Source organism: Streptomyces sp. NPDC052773 (assembly GCF_044547145.1).
Classification (GTDB): Bacteria; Actinomycetota; Actinomycetes; order Streptomycetales; family Streptomycetaceae; genus Streptomyces.
In genome coordinates, this window is sequence record NZ_JBITZX010000026.1 from 25,533 (window position 1) to 40,000 (window position 14,468).

General features: G+C 75.8%; 12 protein-coding genes (1 of these 12 only partly in view). 3 read left to right on the forward strand and 9 right to left on the reverse strand.

The window, feature by feature from the left end:
* The first annotated feature begins 55 nt into the window (after positions 1 to 55).
* Both ACIG0D_RS34665 and ACIG0D_RS34670 read left to right on the forward strand, forming a co-directional pair.
* Positions 56 to 964, forward strand: coding sequence for an SDR family oxidoreductase (locus tag ACIG0D_RS34665; protein ID WP_399809251.1), 909 nt, complete (start codon positions 56 to 58; stop codon positions 962 to 964).
* Between the two features lie 195 nt (positions 965 to 1,159).
* On the forward strand, positions 1,160 to 2,047 hold the full coding sequence (locus ACIG0D_RS34670; RefSeq protein ID WP_399809253.1) for a hypothetical protein: 888 nt from the start codon (positions 1,160 to 1,162) through the stop codon (positions 2,045 to 2,047).
* A gap of 32 nt (positions 2,048 to 2,079) precedes the next feature.
* On the opposite strand, the gene ACIG0D_RS34675 is transcribed toward ACIG0D_RS34670, so the two are convergent.
* A complete protein-coding gene (locus tag ACIG0D_RS34675; RefSeq protein ID WP_399809256.1) occupies positions 2,080 to 3,135 on the reverse strand; it encodes a helix-turn-helix domain-containing protein in 1,056 nt (351 codons plus the stop codon).
* A 109-nt stretch (positions 3,136 to 3,244) separates the two neighbouring features.
* Here ACIG0D_RS34675 and ACIG0D_RS34680 point away from each other — a divergent pair, with 109 nt between their 5' ends.
* Entirely contained in the window at positions 3,245 to 4,300 is a 1,056-nt protein-coding gene (locus tag ACIG0D_RS34680; RefSeq protein ID WP_399809258.1) for a saccharopine dehydrogenase family protein, read from the forward strand.
* Positions 4,301 to 4,320: 20 nt separating this feature from the next.
* Here the strand turns inward: ACIG0D_RS34680 and ACIG0D_RS34685 are convergent, their stop codons facing one another.
* From ACIG0D_RS34685 to amiA, 8 genes are all read right to left on the reverse strand, one after another.
* Positions 4,321 to 5,799 carry a glutamate-cysteine ligase family protein gene (locus ACIG0D_RS34685; RefSeq protein WP_399809261.1) on the reverse strand — a complete coding sequence of 493 codons (1,479 nt, stop codon included), beginning with the start codon at positions 5,797 to 5,799 and terminating at the stop codon, positions 4,321 to 4,323.
* 105 nt (positions 5,800 to 5,904) lie between these two features.
* Entirely contained in the window at positions 5,905 to 7,671 is a 1,767-nt protein-coding gene (locus ACIG0D_RS34690; RefSeq protein ID WP_399809263.1) for an ABC transporter ATP-binding protein, read from the reverse strand.
* A complete protein-coding gene (locus tag ACIG0D_RS34695) occupies positions 7,668 to 9,407 on the reverse strand; it encodes an ABC transporter ATP-binding protein/permease (RefSeq protein WP_399809265.1) in 1,740 nt (579 codons plus the stop codon). Before ACIG0D_RS34695 ends, ACIG0D_RS34690 begins: the two co-directional genes overlap by 4 nt.
* Complete coding sequence (locus ACIG0D_RS34700) at positions 9,404 to 10,534, reverse strand: SagB/ThcOx family dehydrogenase (RefSeq protein WP_399809266.1); 1,131 nt, start codon at positions 10,532 to 10,534, stop codon at positions 9,404 to 9,406. Before ACIG0D_RS34700 ends, ACIG0D_RS34695 begins: the two co-directional genes overlap by 4 nt.
* A gap of 8 nt (positions 10,535 to 10,542) precedes the next feature.
* Complete coding sequence (locus ACIG0D_RS34705; protein ID WP_399809269.1) at positions 10,543 to 11,922, reverse strand: YcaO-like family protein; 1,380 nt, start codon at positions 11,920 to 11,922, stop codon at positions 10,543 to 10,545.
* On the reverse strand, positions 11,919 to 13,403 hold the full coding sequence (locus ACIG0D_RS34710) for a CocE/NonD family hydrolase (RefSeq protein WP_399809271.1): 1,485 nt from the start codon (positions 13,401 to 13,403) through the stop codon (positions 11,919 to 11,921). Before ACIG0D_RS34710 ends, ACIG0D_RS34705 begins: the two co-directional genes overlap by 4 nt.
* Positions 13,400 to 14,338: a hypothetical protein gene (locus ACIG0D_RS34715; protein ID WP_399809274.1), complete on the reverse strand. Its 939-nt coding sequence runs from the start codon at positions 14,336 to 14,338 to the stop codon at positions 13,400 to 13,402. Before ACIG0D_RS34715 ends, ACIG0D_RS34710 begins: the two co-directional genes overlap by 4 nt.
* Before the next feature lie 92 nt (positions 14,339 to 14,430).
* Positions 14,431 to 14,468 carry the end of a streptamidine family RiPP gene (gene amiA, locus ACIG0D_RS34720; protein ID WP_240449383.1) on the reverse strand. Its footprint extends 76 nt past the window's final position, so the window shows 38 of its 114 coding nt (coding positions 77–114); the start codon falls outside the window, past its right edge — the gene reads right to left on this strand; the stop codon is at positions 14,431 to 14,433.

Consider the following 14,468-nt stretch of genomic DNA (forward strand, 5'->3'; position numbering starts at 1 on the left):
CCTGCTCGATGAGCCCGGCCCGTGCCGGGACGCCGCGGCGAGGGGAACGAGTCCCATGCATGACGGCCCGCTCGTGAACCGTACCGTCGTGATCACGGGTGCGGCCCGCGGTCTCGGCGCGGCCCTGGCGCGTGATCTGGCCCGCCGCGGCGCCCGGCTCGCCCTGCTCGGCCACGAGAGGGAGGCCCTGGAGGAGGTGGCCCGCTCCGTCCCGGTGCCCGCCCTCGGCGAGGAGGTCGACGTCACCGACGGCGCGGGACTGTGCCGGGCCGCGCGGCGGGTACGGGCCGCGCTGGGGCCCGCCTCCGTCGTCGTCGCGAACGCGGGGATCGCGGAGGGCGGCCCCTTCGCCGCGTCCGACCCCGACCGCTGGCGCCGCGTGATCGACGTCAATCTGACCGGGAGCGCCCTGACGGCGCGGGCCTTCCTGCCCGACCTGCGGGAGACCGCCGGGTACTACCTCCAGGTCGCCTCCCTGGCGTCCTGCGCCGCCGCCCCGATGATGAGCGCGTACTGCGCCTCCAAGGCGGGGGTGGAGGCCTTCGCGCACGCGCTGCGGGCCGAGGAGGCGCACCACGGGGTGGCCGTCGGCATCGCCTACATGAACTGGACCGACACCGACATGATCCGCGCCGCCGACCGGTACCGGGCCCTGCGCGAACTGCGCGGCCACATGCCTCCCCCGGCGCGGCGTGTGCACTCCGTGGAGCGGGTCACCGCGCGGCTCGCCCGGGCGGTGGAGGACCGCCGTACCGCCGTCTACGTGCCCGGCTGGCTGCGCCTGGCCCAGGTGTCCCGCGCGGCGCTGCCGGCTCTGGTGCTGCGGGCGTCCCGCCGCCGACTCAACGCCCTCGCGGCGGCCGGTGTCCCGCTCGGCGACACCGGCTTGCTGGGCGCGGGTGGCCGGGCGGACGAGGCGGCGGCGGACACGGGCGCGGGCCCGGGCGGACGGCCGCCCGGATGACGCGGCCCTTCCATGACGCGGCCCTTCCGTGACGCGGCCCTTCCGTGACGCGGCCCTTCCGTGACGCGGTCCTTCCCCGAGTCGCCTGACAAGACGGGTGCGTTCACGGCGAATGCGGGCACTTGGGAACGTGACCAAGGCGGCCGGTCCCCGTACCGGACCGGCCGGTGAACGGACACCAGGGAGGATCGTCTGATGGCCAGGACGGGCAGCGGCAGCAGGCTCGCGGCGTTATCCGTGGCCGGTGTGCTCGCCGGTACGGTGCTGGTGGGCTGCGGGGACGGCGGGAGCGACAGCGGCAAGGACGCCACGGGCAAGGGGGCTTCCGCCGGCGGGAGCGCCGGTGCGCGGGAGGAGGGGACGCGAGCCGTCCGCTCCGCGTACGAGAAGACGGCCGGGGAGGACACCGCGCGGGTGACGCTGAAGGTGCGGACCTCCGCCGAGGGTGCCTCGGTGACGGCGGACGGGAAAGGCACCGTCGACCTGGAGGACGGTGACAGCGTCATGACGCTCACCGCGGAGGGCCGGCGGATGGAGCAGCGCGTGGTGGATCAGGTGCTGTACCAGAAGCCTCCCGCCGGGCAGGCCCCCGGCGGCAAGCCGTGGATCAAGATCGACCTGGAGAAGGTCGCCGCCCGGCAGGGAGCCGCCGGTCAGTCCATGAACGATCCCGCCCGGTCGGCGGCGCTGGCCAAGGCGGTCGACGACAAGGACGTGACGAAGAAGGGCTCGGCCGACGTGGGCGGCGTGCACACCACGCGGTACCGCGTGACGGTGGATGTCGCCGAACTGCCCGACGGCGAACGGCTGAGCAAGCAGATCGGCCCCACGCTGCCGATGGATCTCTGGCTCGACGACGAGGGCCGTATCCGTCGCCAGCAGGTCGACATGACCGTCGAGGCCGGCCCGGCGTCGCAGGGCGGGTCCCGCGCGGGCGCCTCCTCCGGGCCGCAGCGGGTGACGGTGCGGACGGTCCTGGAGTTCACCGACTTCGGCGTGGAGGTGGACGCGGACGCTCCTCCGGCGCGGCAGGTGACGGACATGACCGAGGAGGCCGTCAAGCAGGGCGCCACGCAGAGTTGATCGCCGGGCCCACGCGGTCACCCGGGCCCGCGTCACCCGGCGAGGGTCGTACGGCCCGACCCCAGCGGGCCTGACGCGAGGGCGCCCGACCAGCGGGCGCCCTCGGGTGCGTCCGCCCCCGTGAGGCCCGTCCCCGTGGGCCCCGTCCCGGTGCGGGAGCGGAAGGTGCGGCGGTAGGTGTCCGGGGGCACGCCGACCGTGCGGCTGAAATGCCGGCGCAGGGTCGTGGCGGTGCCCATCCCGGTGGCGGTCGCGATGGTGTCGACGCCGGCGTCGGTGGTCTCCAGCAACTCCTGGGCGTACCGGATCCGTTGGGTCAGCAGCCACTGCAGCGGGGTGGTGCCGGTGACCGTCCGGAAGTGGCGGGTGAGGTGGCGTGAGCTCATCCCCGCCCGACGGGCCAGGTCGTCGACGCTCAGCGGCTGGTCGAGGCGCTCGATCGCCCAGGGGAGCAGCGCGGAGAGCGGATGGCGGCCGGGGGCGGGCACGGGGGCGGTGACGAACTGGGCCTGGCCGCCGTCCCGGTGCGGTGGTACGACCAGGCGGCGCGCGACGGCGTTGGCGGTGGCCGACCCGCGGTCGAGGCGGACGAGGTGCAGGCACAGGTCCATGGCGGCGGCTTTGCCCGCGGAGGTGAGGACGCTGCCGTTGTCGACGTAGAGCACGTCCGGGTCGACGTCCACCTCGGGATAGCGCTCGGCGAGGGCCTGGGTGTGGGCCCAGTGCGTGGTCGCGGACTTTCCGTCCAGCAGGCCGGCGGCGGCCAGCACGAACGCGCCGGTGCACAGGGACGCCACCCGCGCGCCCGCGTCGTGGGCGGCGCGCACCGCGTCGACCAGGTCGGCGGGCGGTTCCTCGTCGACGTCGGCCCAGCCGGGCACGATCACCGTGTCGGCGCGCGGGAGATGGTCGAGACCGTGGTCGGGCACGAGCTGGAACCGCTCGACGCGCACCGGATCCGGCCCGCAGACGGCGACCTCGTACCAGGGCCCGGTGACGCCCGCGGGTGCGGAGCCGAACACCTCGCAGGCAAGGGACAGTTCGAAATGCAGCATGCCGTCGGTGACCGCGAGGGCGACAGTGTCCATGTCCGGAATTGTATGGGTCACGTCGTTCCGGACACTCGCGTGGAGCACCGGACGCGGAAAGGATGTCGGGGACTGATCACAGCGGAACGATGTCGAGCGGGGAGAACTCATGGGACCGGGACACACGGTGGCGGTGTTCGGCGCGTACGGGCACACCGGGCGGTTCGTCGTGGCCGAGCTGCGCGAGCGCGGGTTCGTGCCGGTGCTCTCCGGCCGCGACGCCAGCAAGCTCACGGCGCTGGCCGCGTCGTACCCGGGCCTGGAGGTCCGCCCGGCATCGGCCGACGATCCGGACTCGCTCGACCGGGCGCTGGCCGGCACGGCCGCCGTGATCAACTGCGCCGGCCCCTTCGCCACGACGGCCGCACCGGTGATCGAGGCGGCGCTGCGCGCCGGTGTCCCGTACGTGGACGTGGCGGCGGAGATCGAGGCCAATGCCGACACGTTCGCGCAGTTCGCGGAGCGCGCCCGCGCCACGGGAGCGGTGATCGTCCCGGCGATGGCCTTCTACGGCGGTCTCGGCGACCTGCTGGCCACCGCGGCCATGGGTGACTGGACGACGGCCGACGAGGCGCACATCGCCTACGGGCTGAGCGGCTGGCATCCCACGGCCGGGACGCGGGCCGCGGGGGCGGTCTCCCGGCAGCGGCGGGGCGACCGGCGCGTCCGCTACCGGGAGGGGCGGCTGGAGTACCACCGGGACGACCTGCCGACGCTGGAGTGGTCCTTCCCCGAGCCGATGGGCCCGCGGCGCGTCGTCGGGGAGTTCACCATGGCGGACGTCGTGACCGTCCCGAGCCATCTGGCCGTCCCCGAGGTACGCACCTACATGACGGTGGAGGCGGCCACGGAGGTGTCCGCCCCGGACACCCCGGCCCCGGCGGAGGCCGACGAGCGCGGGCGGTCGGCGCAGACGTTCCTCGTGGACGTCGTCGTGCGCTCCGGCGGCCGTGAACGGCGCGCCGTGGCCCGCGGGCGGGACATCTACGCCGTCACCGCGCCGCTCGCGGTCGAGGCCGTCGACCGGGTCCTCACGGGACGCACCAGGACGGCCGGGGTCGCCTCCGCCGGCGAGATCTTCGACGCGCCGGACTTCCTGCGCGCGCTGTCCGCGCACCTGTCATGGGAGCTGCACGGCACCTGTCAGGGGAGCGGCACGGCGTGACGGTCGGCTGACGGTCGGTGTCAGTCGACCGGCCAGGTGTGCGCGGGCGCGTTGAGATGCATGTAGTCGATGTACTGCCGGGTCATCCGCCGCAGGGCCTCGTGCCGGTCCGTGTGGTCGAGGTCGTGGATGTGGTGGTACATCTCCGACTGCCACTGCGCGCCGTTGCGGCCGCTGACACACCGCTGTTCGATGATGCCGAGCAGTGGCTCCCGCCAGGCCGCGTCCATGCCGAACCGTTCGAGCCCGCGGTGTGCCAGCGGCAGCAGACGGCGCAGCACCAGCTCCGTCACCGGCACCTCCCCCATTCCGGGCCAGTACAGCTGGGCGTCGATCCCGTGCCGGGCCGCGGCGTGCAGATTGGCCTCCGCGACCGCGAACGACATACGTGACCACACCGGCCGGTCCTCGTCGACGAGGGCGCGGGTCAGGCCGTAGTAGAGGGCGCCGTTGGAGAGTACGTCGGCCACGGTGGGGCCCGCGGGCAGCACCCGGTTCTCGACGCGCAGGTGCGGCACCCCGTCGACGACCGCGTAGACGGGCCGGTTCCAGCGGTAGATCGTGCCGTTGTGGAGGGTCAGTTCGGCCAGTTCGGGGATGCCGCCGCGGTCGAGGGTCTCCTGCGGGTCCTCGTCGTCGCACAGCGGCAGCAGCGCGGGGAAGTACCGTACGTTCTCCTCGAAGAGGTCGAAGACGGTGGTGATCCAGCGCTCCCCGAACCACACCCGGGGCCGCACTCCCTGCACCTTGATCTCGTCCGGGCGGGTGTCGGTGGCCTGCTCGAACAGCGGGATGCGGGTCTCGCGCCACAGTTCCCTGCCGAAGAGGAACGGGGAGTTCGCGGCCAGGGCGACCTGCACTCCGGCGATGGCCTGCGCGGCGTTCCAGTACGCCGCGAACTCGTCCGGTGAGACCTGGAGGTGGAACTGGGTGCTGGTGCACGCGGCCTCCGGTGTGATCGTGTCGGCGTAGGTCCGCAGCCGCTCGACACCGTCCACGGAGATCAGCAGGTCCTCGCCGCGGGCGGAGAAGATCTGCTCGTTCAGCAGGTGGTAGCGCGGGTTCTCGGAGAGGGCGGCGAGGCCCACGTCCTTCTGCTCCAGTGTCGGCAGGATGCCGATCATGACGAGATGCGCGCCGACCTGTGCGGCCTTCTCCTCGGCGTGGTTGAGGGCGTCGCGGATCTCCTTCTCCCAGGAGTCGGGGCCGCCCGCGATCAGCCGCCGGGGCGCGATGTTGATCTCCAGGTTGAACCGGCCCAGCTCGCTCGACCAGGAGGGGTCGGCGATCGCCTCCAGGACGTCCGTGCTGCGCATGGCGGGCTCTCCGGCGGTGTCCACGAGGTTCAGTTCGATCTCCAGGCCGACCTGGGGCCGCTCGAAGTCGAACCGCGACTCGCGCAGCATCCGCGCGAACACGTCGAGGCACGTGTGCATCTTGGTCCGGAACCGGCGACGGTCGTCACGCGTGAACGTCAGCTCCGGGACGTCGCGTCCCATACGGGCCTCCCGGGTCTCCTCGGCGCGGATTCCCCTCTTCGGTCCCCACCTTCAGCGTCCCACTCCCCGGGCGACCCAACCACCGGCGCCGCGCACGGTGCGTGGCTACGGGCGCGGAGCGACGGCCAGGACGCGGGTGAGGGCGCCGTCCGGCCGGGCGGTGAGTTCCTGCCAGGTGCCGGTCTCCGCGATGCGTCCGTCCTCGAGTACGGCGATGCGGTCGGCCCGGCGGATGGTGGCGGGGCGGTGGGCGATGACGATGGTGGTGCGGGTCGCGCGGGTGCGGGCCAGGGCGGCGGCGAGTTCGGCGTCGCCGGTGTTGTCGAGGTGGGCGGTGGTCTCGTCGAGGACGAGGACCCGGGGGTCGGCGAGCAGGGCGCGGGCGAGGGCGATCCGGGCACGCTGGCCGCCGGAGAGGGTGGCCCCGCGTTCGCCGACCGGGGTGTCCAGGGAGGCGATGCGGTCGATGCCGCACAGTGCCGCCACCTCGGCGAGCCGGTCATCGTCGGCGTCGGGTGCGGCCAGGCGCAGGTTCTCGGCGAGGGTGCCGTGGAAGAGGGGGGTGCCCTGGCCGACGACGGCGACGGCGCGGCGCAGGTCGGCGTCGGTGAGGTCGCGCAGGTCGACGGGGTCGCCGGAGTCCGGGACGAGCTGGACGGCGCCTTCGGTGGGGTCCCAGAAGCGGGCCAGCAGGTGGGCGCAGGTGGACTTGCCCGCGCCGGAGGCGCCCACGAGGGCGAGTGTCCGCCCGGCGGGGACGGTGAGTTCGAGGTTCCGCAGGACCGGCCGGCCGTCGTAGGCGAAGCCGACGTCGTGCAGGCGGACGCCGAGCGGGCCGGGAGGCAGGGGTCGGGGCGTGGCGGGCTCGGGGGCGAGGGCGGGGGCGTTCATCCCGGCGTGGACGCGGGCCGCGGCGGCGCGCAGGCCCATGGCCTGGCTCAGCGACCGGGCCGACTCGGCGACCGGGCCCAGCACGGAGAGGGCCAGCGCCATCGCGGCCGGGGCCCAGGCGCCGTGCAGCCGCCCGGCGGTCACGGCTTGGGCGGCGGCGGCCACCACGCCGAGGACGGCGAGGACGATGAGCAGATCGCGGACGGCGGTGGCCACGGAGTCCCAGGTGACCTCGGCCCGTTGGGCCCTGCCCAGCTTCTCGCCCCGTCCGGCGAGGCGGGTGCGGCGCTCGCCGAGCCGGCCGAAGGACAGCAGTTCGCGCAGGCCGTCGACGGTCTCCACGGTGTCGGCCGACAGGTCGGCGGCGGCCTGACGGGTGCGGGCGCCGCGGTCCGTGCGGCCGCGTGCCTCCGCGAAGGGTGCCGCGGCGAGCAGCGCGGCGACCGGGAGCAGCGCGGCGAGCAGCCACGGCTCGACGGCGGCGAGGACGGTCGCGCCGCCGGTGAGGACCACGCCGGAGGCGAGGAGTTGGGCGGTGGTGTGGGCGTAGAAGAACTCCAGTGCCTCGACGTCGGCCATGGCGGTGGCGGCCAGGTCGCCGCTGTGGCGGCCCGCCACCCGGGCGGGGGCGCTGCGGGCGAGCCCGTCGAAGACCCGGACGCGCAGTTCGGCGAGGACGCGGTAGGCCAGGTCGTGGGAGAGGTCCATCTCCCGCCAGGTCATCAGGGCGCGCAGCACGACGAGGGCGGCCAGGGCGGTGACGGTGCCGGCCGAGGGGGCGCGGCCGGTGCTGACGGCGCTGCCGACCGTGTACGCGGCGAAGGTGACCAGGGTGACGAGGGAGGCCTGTTCGACGAGGGCGGCGGCGCAGGTGCGGGCGATCATGGCGCGGTGCCCGGCGAGTGCGGGCAGCAGCGCGCGCAGGGCGCCGCGTTCGGGGTGCGCGGGGGCGTGGGAGAGCGCGGTGTCGGTGGTGCTCATGCGGCGAGCCCCTTCTCGTGTGTACGGCCCGCCGCGGCGAGCTCGGCGTACAGTCCCCCGGCGGCGACGAGGGCGTTGTGGTCGCCGACGGCGTCCACGCGGCCGTCGGCGAGGACGACGATGCGGTCGGCGTGCCGGACGGCGGCCAGCCGGTGGGCGACGACGAGGACGGTCCGGCCGCGGGCCGCCGCGGTCAGGTCGCGGACGATGTCCGCCTCGCGGCGTTCGTCGACGGCGCTGGTGGCCTCGTCGAGGACGAGGACGGGCGCGTCGGCGAGCAGGGCGCGGGCGAGGGCGAGGCGTTGCCGCTGGCCGCCGGAGAGGGTGGCGCCGCGCTCGCCGAGGACGGTGGCGTAGCCGTCGGGGAGGGCGGTGATCTCGTCGTGGATCCCGGCGGCGCGGGCGGCGCGGGCCAGGTCCTCGTCCGTGGCGTCGGGCCGGGCCAGGCGCAGGTTGTCGGCGATGGTGGCGTGGAAGAGGTACGTCTCCTGGGAGACGACGGCGATGCCGCGGCGCAGCGAGTCGAGGGTGTACGCGGTCGTGTCGCGGCCGTCGACGGTGATCCGGCCGTGCCGGGGGTCGTGGTGGCGCAGCAGCAGGGCGAGCAGGGTGGACTTGCCCGCGCCGGAGGGGCCGACGATGGCGGTGGTGCGGCCGGCCTCGGCGGTGAAGGTGACGCCGCGCAGCGTGGGGGCGTCGGCGCCCGGATAGGCGAACTCCACGTCCGTAAGGGTCACTTGGGGTGCCGTGGGCCAGTCGGCCGGTTCCCGCCCGGTGTCGGGGACGGCGGGTTCGGCGGTGCGCAGGGCGGCGAGTCCGTCGGCGGCGGACACGCCGAGGTATCCGGCGTGCCATTCCCGGGCCAGGTCGCGGACCGGCCGGAAGCACTCGCCGGCCAGGAGCAGCACCAGGTAGGTGCCGGTGGCGGTGGTGGCTCCGGTCGCCGAGGACCAGCAGGCCAGCAGCGCGGCGGCGGCGGTGCCGCCCTGGATGGCGAGGTCGGTGATGCCCGTGTCGACGAGGGAGACGCGGAGTTTGGCGACGGTGGCCCGGTGCAGCTCGGCCGACCGTTCCTCCAGCCGCCGCCGGGTGCGGCCGACGGCGCCGGCGGCGCGCAGCGCGGGCATGCCCTGGAGGGCTTCGAGGTAGTCGGCGCCCAGCCCTTCGTAGGTGTCCCAGTGTTCCTTGCCGCGCCGGGCGAGCAGCCGGTCCCAGGCGCGGGGTCCGGCGAGGGCGAGGAGGAGGGCGGGGACGAGTCCGAGGAGGGCGCTTGGCTCGATGAGCGCCACGGCGACGAGCAGCAGGGGCGGCGCGACGAGGGTGACGATCAGCTGGGGCAGGTAGCGGGAGACGTAGGCGTCGACGCCTTCGACGCCGTCGACGAGGGTGGTGCGGACGGCTCCGGCGCGGGCGGTGGTGAGGTGCGCGGGGCCGAGCCGGCCGAGGTGGGCGAGGAGTTCGTCGCGCAGCCGGACCCTGACGTGCGCGCCGGCGCGGGCGGCGGTGCGCCGCTGGGCGCAGCCGAGTCCGGCACGCACGGCGACGACGGCGACGATCGCCGTGAGGAGCACGGGCAGGGAGCCGGTCGTGCCGCGCGCGATGGCGGCGAGGGCCTGGGCGAGCAGCACGGCCTGCGCGAGCCAGCTCAGGGTGACGGCTCCTTGGAGGAGGGTGGCCGCGAGCAGCGTGCGCCGCGCGTGCCGTGCGGCGTGGCGCAGCTCCGGGTGGACGATCACGAGGTCCTCTTCTCGGGTCGGCCGGCCCCGAGGGCCAGGCCGTGGACGATCCAGTTCTGGTGGGGTGGGCCGCCCAGCGCGGCGCCCAGGTCGGCCCGCTGCCAGGAGCCCACGGGGCGGGCGGCCAGTCCGCGCCGCGCGGCGGCGAACTGGGCGCAGCCGACGGCGTGTCCGGCGTGCAGGTGGTCGCCGCGGATGCGCGGCGCGTCGGCGTCGGACGGGCAGCCGTACGCGAGCAGGACGGCGCCCGCGTCGGCGAGCCAGCGCTGTCCGGCCGCCCAGACGGCGAGGGTCGGCCGGGCCTCCCCCGCGGCGAGCCGCCGCAGGGTGCCGTCGGGCGCCATCTCGACGAGCTGCGGCTCGGGCTCGCCGACGGCCGCACACCACCGCAGCCGCCCGGCCCCGGCGGCCTCCGCGACGGCCAGCACGTGGCGCAGGTCGTCACGCGCGGGGGTACCGGCGAGGGGCGGCGGGGCGCTGCGGCGGGTCAGCAGGTCGGTGGGGGTGGGTGGGGCCGCCTGGGGGGCGGGCCTGTCCTCCTCCCGGCTGGGGCGCTCGGCAGCGGACGACTGCCGCTCGGCGCCGGGCGGCGGGACGTATACGGCGGCCAGCGGATGCTCGGTGCTGCCGTCGAGGTGGAGGCCCGGCCGGGGGTAGCCGATGGCCTGGGCGGCGAGCCGCAGCGCGGCGGTGGCGTGCCCGGTGTCGAGCAGCAGCAGGGGCCAGGCGCGGTGGCCGTAGTGGCTCTGCGTGCGCTGGGGGGTGACGGTCAGCTCGACGGTCACGCCCGGCGGGGTGTGGTGCGGGGCGGGGCCCAGGTGGTGGACGCGGTGGCGCAGCGGGTCGTAGCCGTAGCGCCCCGGCGGCAGCGAGCAGCCGTCGCCGACGACGAGCCGGGCGTCGACGGGGTGCAGCGCGCCCGCGGACGGGGTGGGCCGCAGCCGTCCGGCGGGGTCGGAGGCGGCCAGCGACAGGCGCAGCAGCCGGCTCGGGTCGAGCCGGCCGGGCGCGGCGGGGGGCAGTTCGCGTGCGGGGCCCGGCCAGTCGGGGACGGCGGGTCCGGCGGGGGTGTCGGGGCCGGGCGGCTCGTCGGTGCGGGCGCGGGCGAGGGCGGTCACCAGATCCACGGCGCGGCTCACATGTGCGGCGGAGGGGCGAGGGTGAAGTCCTCCGGCGCGTGCGGTGCCGTGGTGCGCCAGCCGCGGGCGAGGGCGGCGTCGGCGAGGCGGGGGCAGCCGAAGTAGCCGAAGGCGGCGGGGGCGTTGGGGAGCAGCCCGGACACCAGGACGCGTGCGACGCGCAGCGCGGTCTCGGCGATGTCCTCCGTGGTCAGGTCGAACGTCATGACCCGGTGACCGCCGCGCTCCAGGGCGCGCTCCAGCCGCTCCCGGCTGCCGTGCTCGACGGCGTCGAGGGGTACGACGCCGAGGGCGGGGTCGGTGAACCGGCGGGCCTCGGCGGCCATCCGCGGGTCGAGCCAGACCTGGACGTGCGCGCCGAGGTCGCGGACGTGCTCGAAGTGGGTGCCGCACGCGTCGAGGTAGCGGCGGTCCTCGCGGTGGTCGAGGTAGAGGCCCTTGGCGAGGAGTCCGGCGTCGACGGCCTGGAAGACCCAGCCGTCGGGTCCGGTGAGGCCCTGGGTGAAGACCCAGGTGTGCACGGCTTCGAGGACGGCCTTGCGGGCGGCTTCGGCGGGGTCGTACTTGCAGGCGAACCCGGCGGCGTAGAGGTCGAGGCGCGGGTCGTGGACGAGGGCTGCCATGCAGGGGGCGAACTCGGAGGGCATCTCGGTGATCCAGACGCGCAGTCCGGATCCGGCGAGGTCGTCGGCGAGGCCGGGCACGGTGTCCGGGTCGATGCCGCGGGTGGGTCCGTCGAGGTGCCACCACAGTTCCAGGGCGTCGCGTTCGGCGATCTCCAGCAGGGCGCGTTCGACGGCGTCGTCGAAGCCCCGGCCGGTGGCGATGCCCGCGTAGTTGAGGTGGTGGGTGCGCGGCAGGGAACGCAGTTCGCCCTGGCGCCAGTTGAGGTGGGTGAGCGACACGGGCGCCCACACCTCGGTGGTCTCCCCGCCGGGCAGCCGTTCGGTGCCGCGGGTCCACAGGGCGGGGGTGTCCTCGGTGAGGGGGCGGTAGGGGAACTTCGGGCGGGCGTACTGCCAGTCGGCGTACGCGGGCAGCTCGTGCGGCCCGTACAGGCGCAGGCCCTTGCGGGTGAGTTCGGCGGCGGTGGAGTGCAGCGGCGCGTCGCGGTGGCCGGGCGGCGGGAGGCGGTTGCCGCAGTAGCGTTCGACGCCCTCGGCTATGGCGGCGACGCGGGCGGTGTCGGGGTCGCCGAAGGAGGTGCCGAGGGAGACGCGGTCGGCGGGCCACAGGCCGAGCTTGCGGGCGTCGGCTATCTCGGCGGTCATCGCGGTGTAGCGGGGCGGGGTGCCCGCCGGGTGTTCGACGGGCTTCACCTTGCGGACGATGCCGCAGACCGGGTCTACCAGGGCTTCCAGCGGCAGCGTCGTCATCGCAGGATCTCCTCCGCGGGGTCGGTCGGTACGGGTCGGGTTCGGAGCACGCTCAGCCGGAGTTCGAGGCGGGCCGGGTCCACCTCCCGCGCGGAGGGGGTGAGCCGGGTGGCCGTGATCGGGTCCTCGCCGGTGTGCGGGTTGCGGGCGTGGGCCGGGAAGTGGTGTCCGGTGATCTCCAGGCGGAGCCGGGTGCCGGCGGGCAGCCGCCGGGCGAGCCGGCCCAGCGGGACGGTGAACTCGGCCGTCTCGCCCGGGGGTTGGTCGTGCCGTCGGACGGCGCCGACGGCCAGCCGTTCGGCCCGCCCGTCGGGGGCGAGGGCCACGAGCCGCGCGAACCAGTCGGCGGACGGGGTGCCGGCCCGGGCGCGCAGCCGCACCCGGGCGGGGCCGAGGAGGTCCAGCGGACGCGGCAGGGGCGCGGTGGCGAGCACGCAGCGGTCGGGCTCTCCGTCGACGGGGACGGTCAACTCGGCCGAGGAGACGGGGCGTTCGGGGTGGGCGGTGAAGGCGGCACCGCGCAGCGGGCGCAGGCGGGGCGCGTAGGGCTCGCCCTCGCGGTCCGCCGCCGTCCACAGGGGGCTGCCGCCGAGCGCGACCGCTCCGGCCCGTCCGCGGGTGAGGCGTCCGGCGAGCACGCGGTGGGTCCAGCGGGCGTAGAGGTCACCGAGGCGTACGCGGTGGGCGGGCTCGGCGTCGGGTCCGGGGGCGGCGACCAGGCCGTGCCCCCACGGTCCCATGAGCAGCCGCGCGCAGGGGCCGCCCCAGTGGCGCCACAACTCCACGGTGTCCTCGGCGAAGTGGTCGTGGTGTCCGCCCACGGCGAGCAGCGGCATCCCGGCCCGCGCGGCCCTGGCGATCAGCCGTCCCCGGTCGTCGCGTTGCCACATCTCCGGCCAGGAGGGCAGTTCCCGGCCGAGCCGTCGTGGAAGGTCCCGCAGCGGCAGGTGGGTGAGCGCGTCCGGGTCCGCGGCGAGGGCCTTGTCCAGCGCGTCGTCGTCGGAGTCCGGCCGGTCGCCGTGGGCCGCCCACCATCCGGCACGGGTCAGCAGCCGCTCCACGCCTGAGGGTTCGCGGGCGGTGTCGGCGGCGCCGAGCGCGGGGACGGCGGCGATGACGGCGTCGGGGCGGGCGTCCTCGGGCGCGTCCAGGGCGAGGGTGAGGGCGCAGTGGGCGGCGTAGGAGGCACCGGAGGCGACCAGGCGTCCGTCGCTCCACGGCTGCCGGCGGATCCAGCGCGCGGTGTCCGCGCCGTCCGCGGCCTCGTGCGCGTAGGGCCGCCACTCCCCCGCCGAGCCGTGCCGTCCGCGTACGTCCTGCGCCACGGCGGCGAATCCCCGGCGCGCCCAGCCGTCCAGTTCGGCGTGGTGGGCGCGGCGGTCGTAGGGGGTGCGGACGAGGACGGCCGGGAACGGGCCGGTGCCGTCCGGGAGCCGGACGTCGGTGGCCAGGCCGTGTACGGCCGTGGTGTACGTCGTCACCGGGCGGCCACCGGCATCCGCGCGACGTCGGGGACGGGCAGGACCGGGTGTTCGGTGACGGTCAGGGTGCGCAGGTCGACCCGGCGCAGGCGGCGCCGGGCCGGCAGGGCGCCGGTGTCGGGGGCGTCGGTGGCCCACCGGGTGAGGTCGTCGGCGAGCAGCGCGGCGAGCAGTGCCGCCGCCGGGGTGGTGAGCCGTACGGGGGCGCCGGTGGTGCGGGGTCCGCTCCAGTAGGCGGCCAGTTCGCGGTGGGCGGGGGTGGCGGCGAGGCGGCGGGCGCGCAGATGGGCGGAGGTGACGTCGCCCGGGGCGGCGGCGACCGGTTCGAGGTGGGCCTGCCAGCCCTCGCGGTGGCAGCGCAGCCAGGCGACGCCGCGCTCGGGCAGCCGGTCGGCGTCGTCCCACAGGCCGTCGGGGACGGGCCCGTCGAGGCACCAGACGACGGCGGCGGCGTCCGTCGCGGCCGTCTCGCCGGGTGTGCCGGTGCGGGGCGCGGCCCCGGCTTCCCGCAGCAGCCGGGTGAGCGGTTCGGTGAGCACCGGATCGCCGAGCACCAGGACGTCACGGCGCACGGCGGGCCATGCGTCTGTGCGGGCGTCTTCCGCTTGGCCGGTGGCGACTTCGGTGTCGGCCGGGTGACCGTGGGAGCCGGTTGCCCCGGCCGTGGTCGGGTGGCCGACCGCGCCGGCGTTCTCGACGTCGGTGAGGTAGCCGGCCGCGTCGAACGCCGCGATGAGCCGGGCGAGTTCGCCGTCCGAGTCGTCTGTTGCGTCCGTGTCGGGGGTGTCCGCCCCGGCCAGTCGGGAGCGGAGCGCGTCGATGTCCGCGTCGCCGGTGCGGACGCGAAGGAACTCGCCGTCGGGCGTGCGGACGGCCAGCCCTTCGCCGTCGACGGCGACGACCTCGACACCGGGTGCGAGCTGGCTGCGGGACACGTCGGTTCTCCTACGGGGCGGAAGTCGGAAGCGGGAGCGGGCCCGCCCTTGGAACGGACGGACGGGCCCGCGGGTGAGGGGGTAGCCCTCGCTTACTCCTCGGTGTCCTCGAAGGGGTTCTCGACGAGGG

Excerpts from the sequence above, each read along its gene's own strand:
- ACIG0D_RS34665 (WP_399809251.1), top strand. The coding sequence starts at position 56 with ATGCATGACGGCCCGCTCGTGAACCGTACCGTCGTGATCACGGGTGCG.
- ACIG0D_RS34670 (WP_399809253.1), top strand. The coding sequence starts at position 1,160 with ATGGCCAGGACGGGCAGCGGCAGCAGGCTCGCGGCGTTATCCGTGGCC.
- ACIG0D_RS34675 (WP_399809256.1), bottom strand. The coding sequence starts at position 3,135 with ATGGACACTGTCGCCCTCGCGGTCACCGACGGCATGCTGCATTTCGAA.
- ACIG0D_RS34680 (WP_399809258.1), top strand. The coding sequence starts at position 3,245 with ATGGGACCGGGACACACGGTGGCGGTGTTCGGCGCGTACGGGCACACC.
- ACIG0D_RS34685 (WP_399809261.1), bottom strand. The coding sequence starts at position 5,799 with ATGGGACGCGACGTCCCGGAGCTGACGTTCACGCGTGACGACCGTCGC.
- ACIG0D_RS34690 (WP_399809263.1), bottom strand. The coding sequence starts at position 7,671 with ATGAGCACCACCGACACCGCGCTCTCCCACGCCCCCGCGCACCCCGAA.
- ACIG0D_RS34705 (WP_399809269.1), bottom strand. The coding sequence starts at position 11,922 with ATGACGACGCTGCCGCTGGAAGCCCTGGTAGACCCGGTCTGCGGCATC.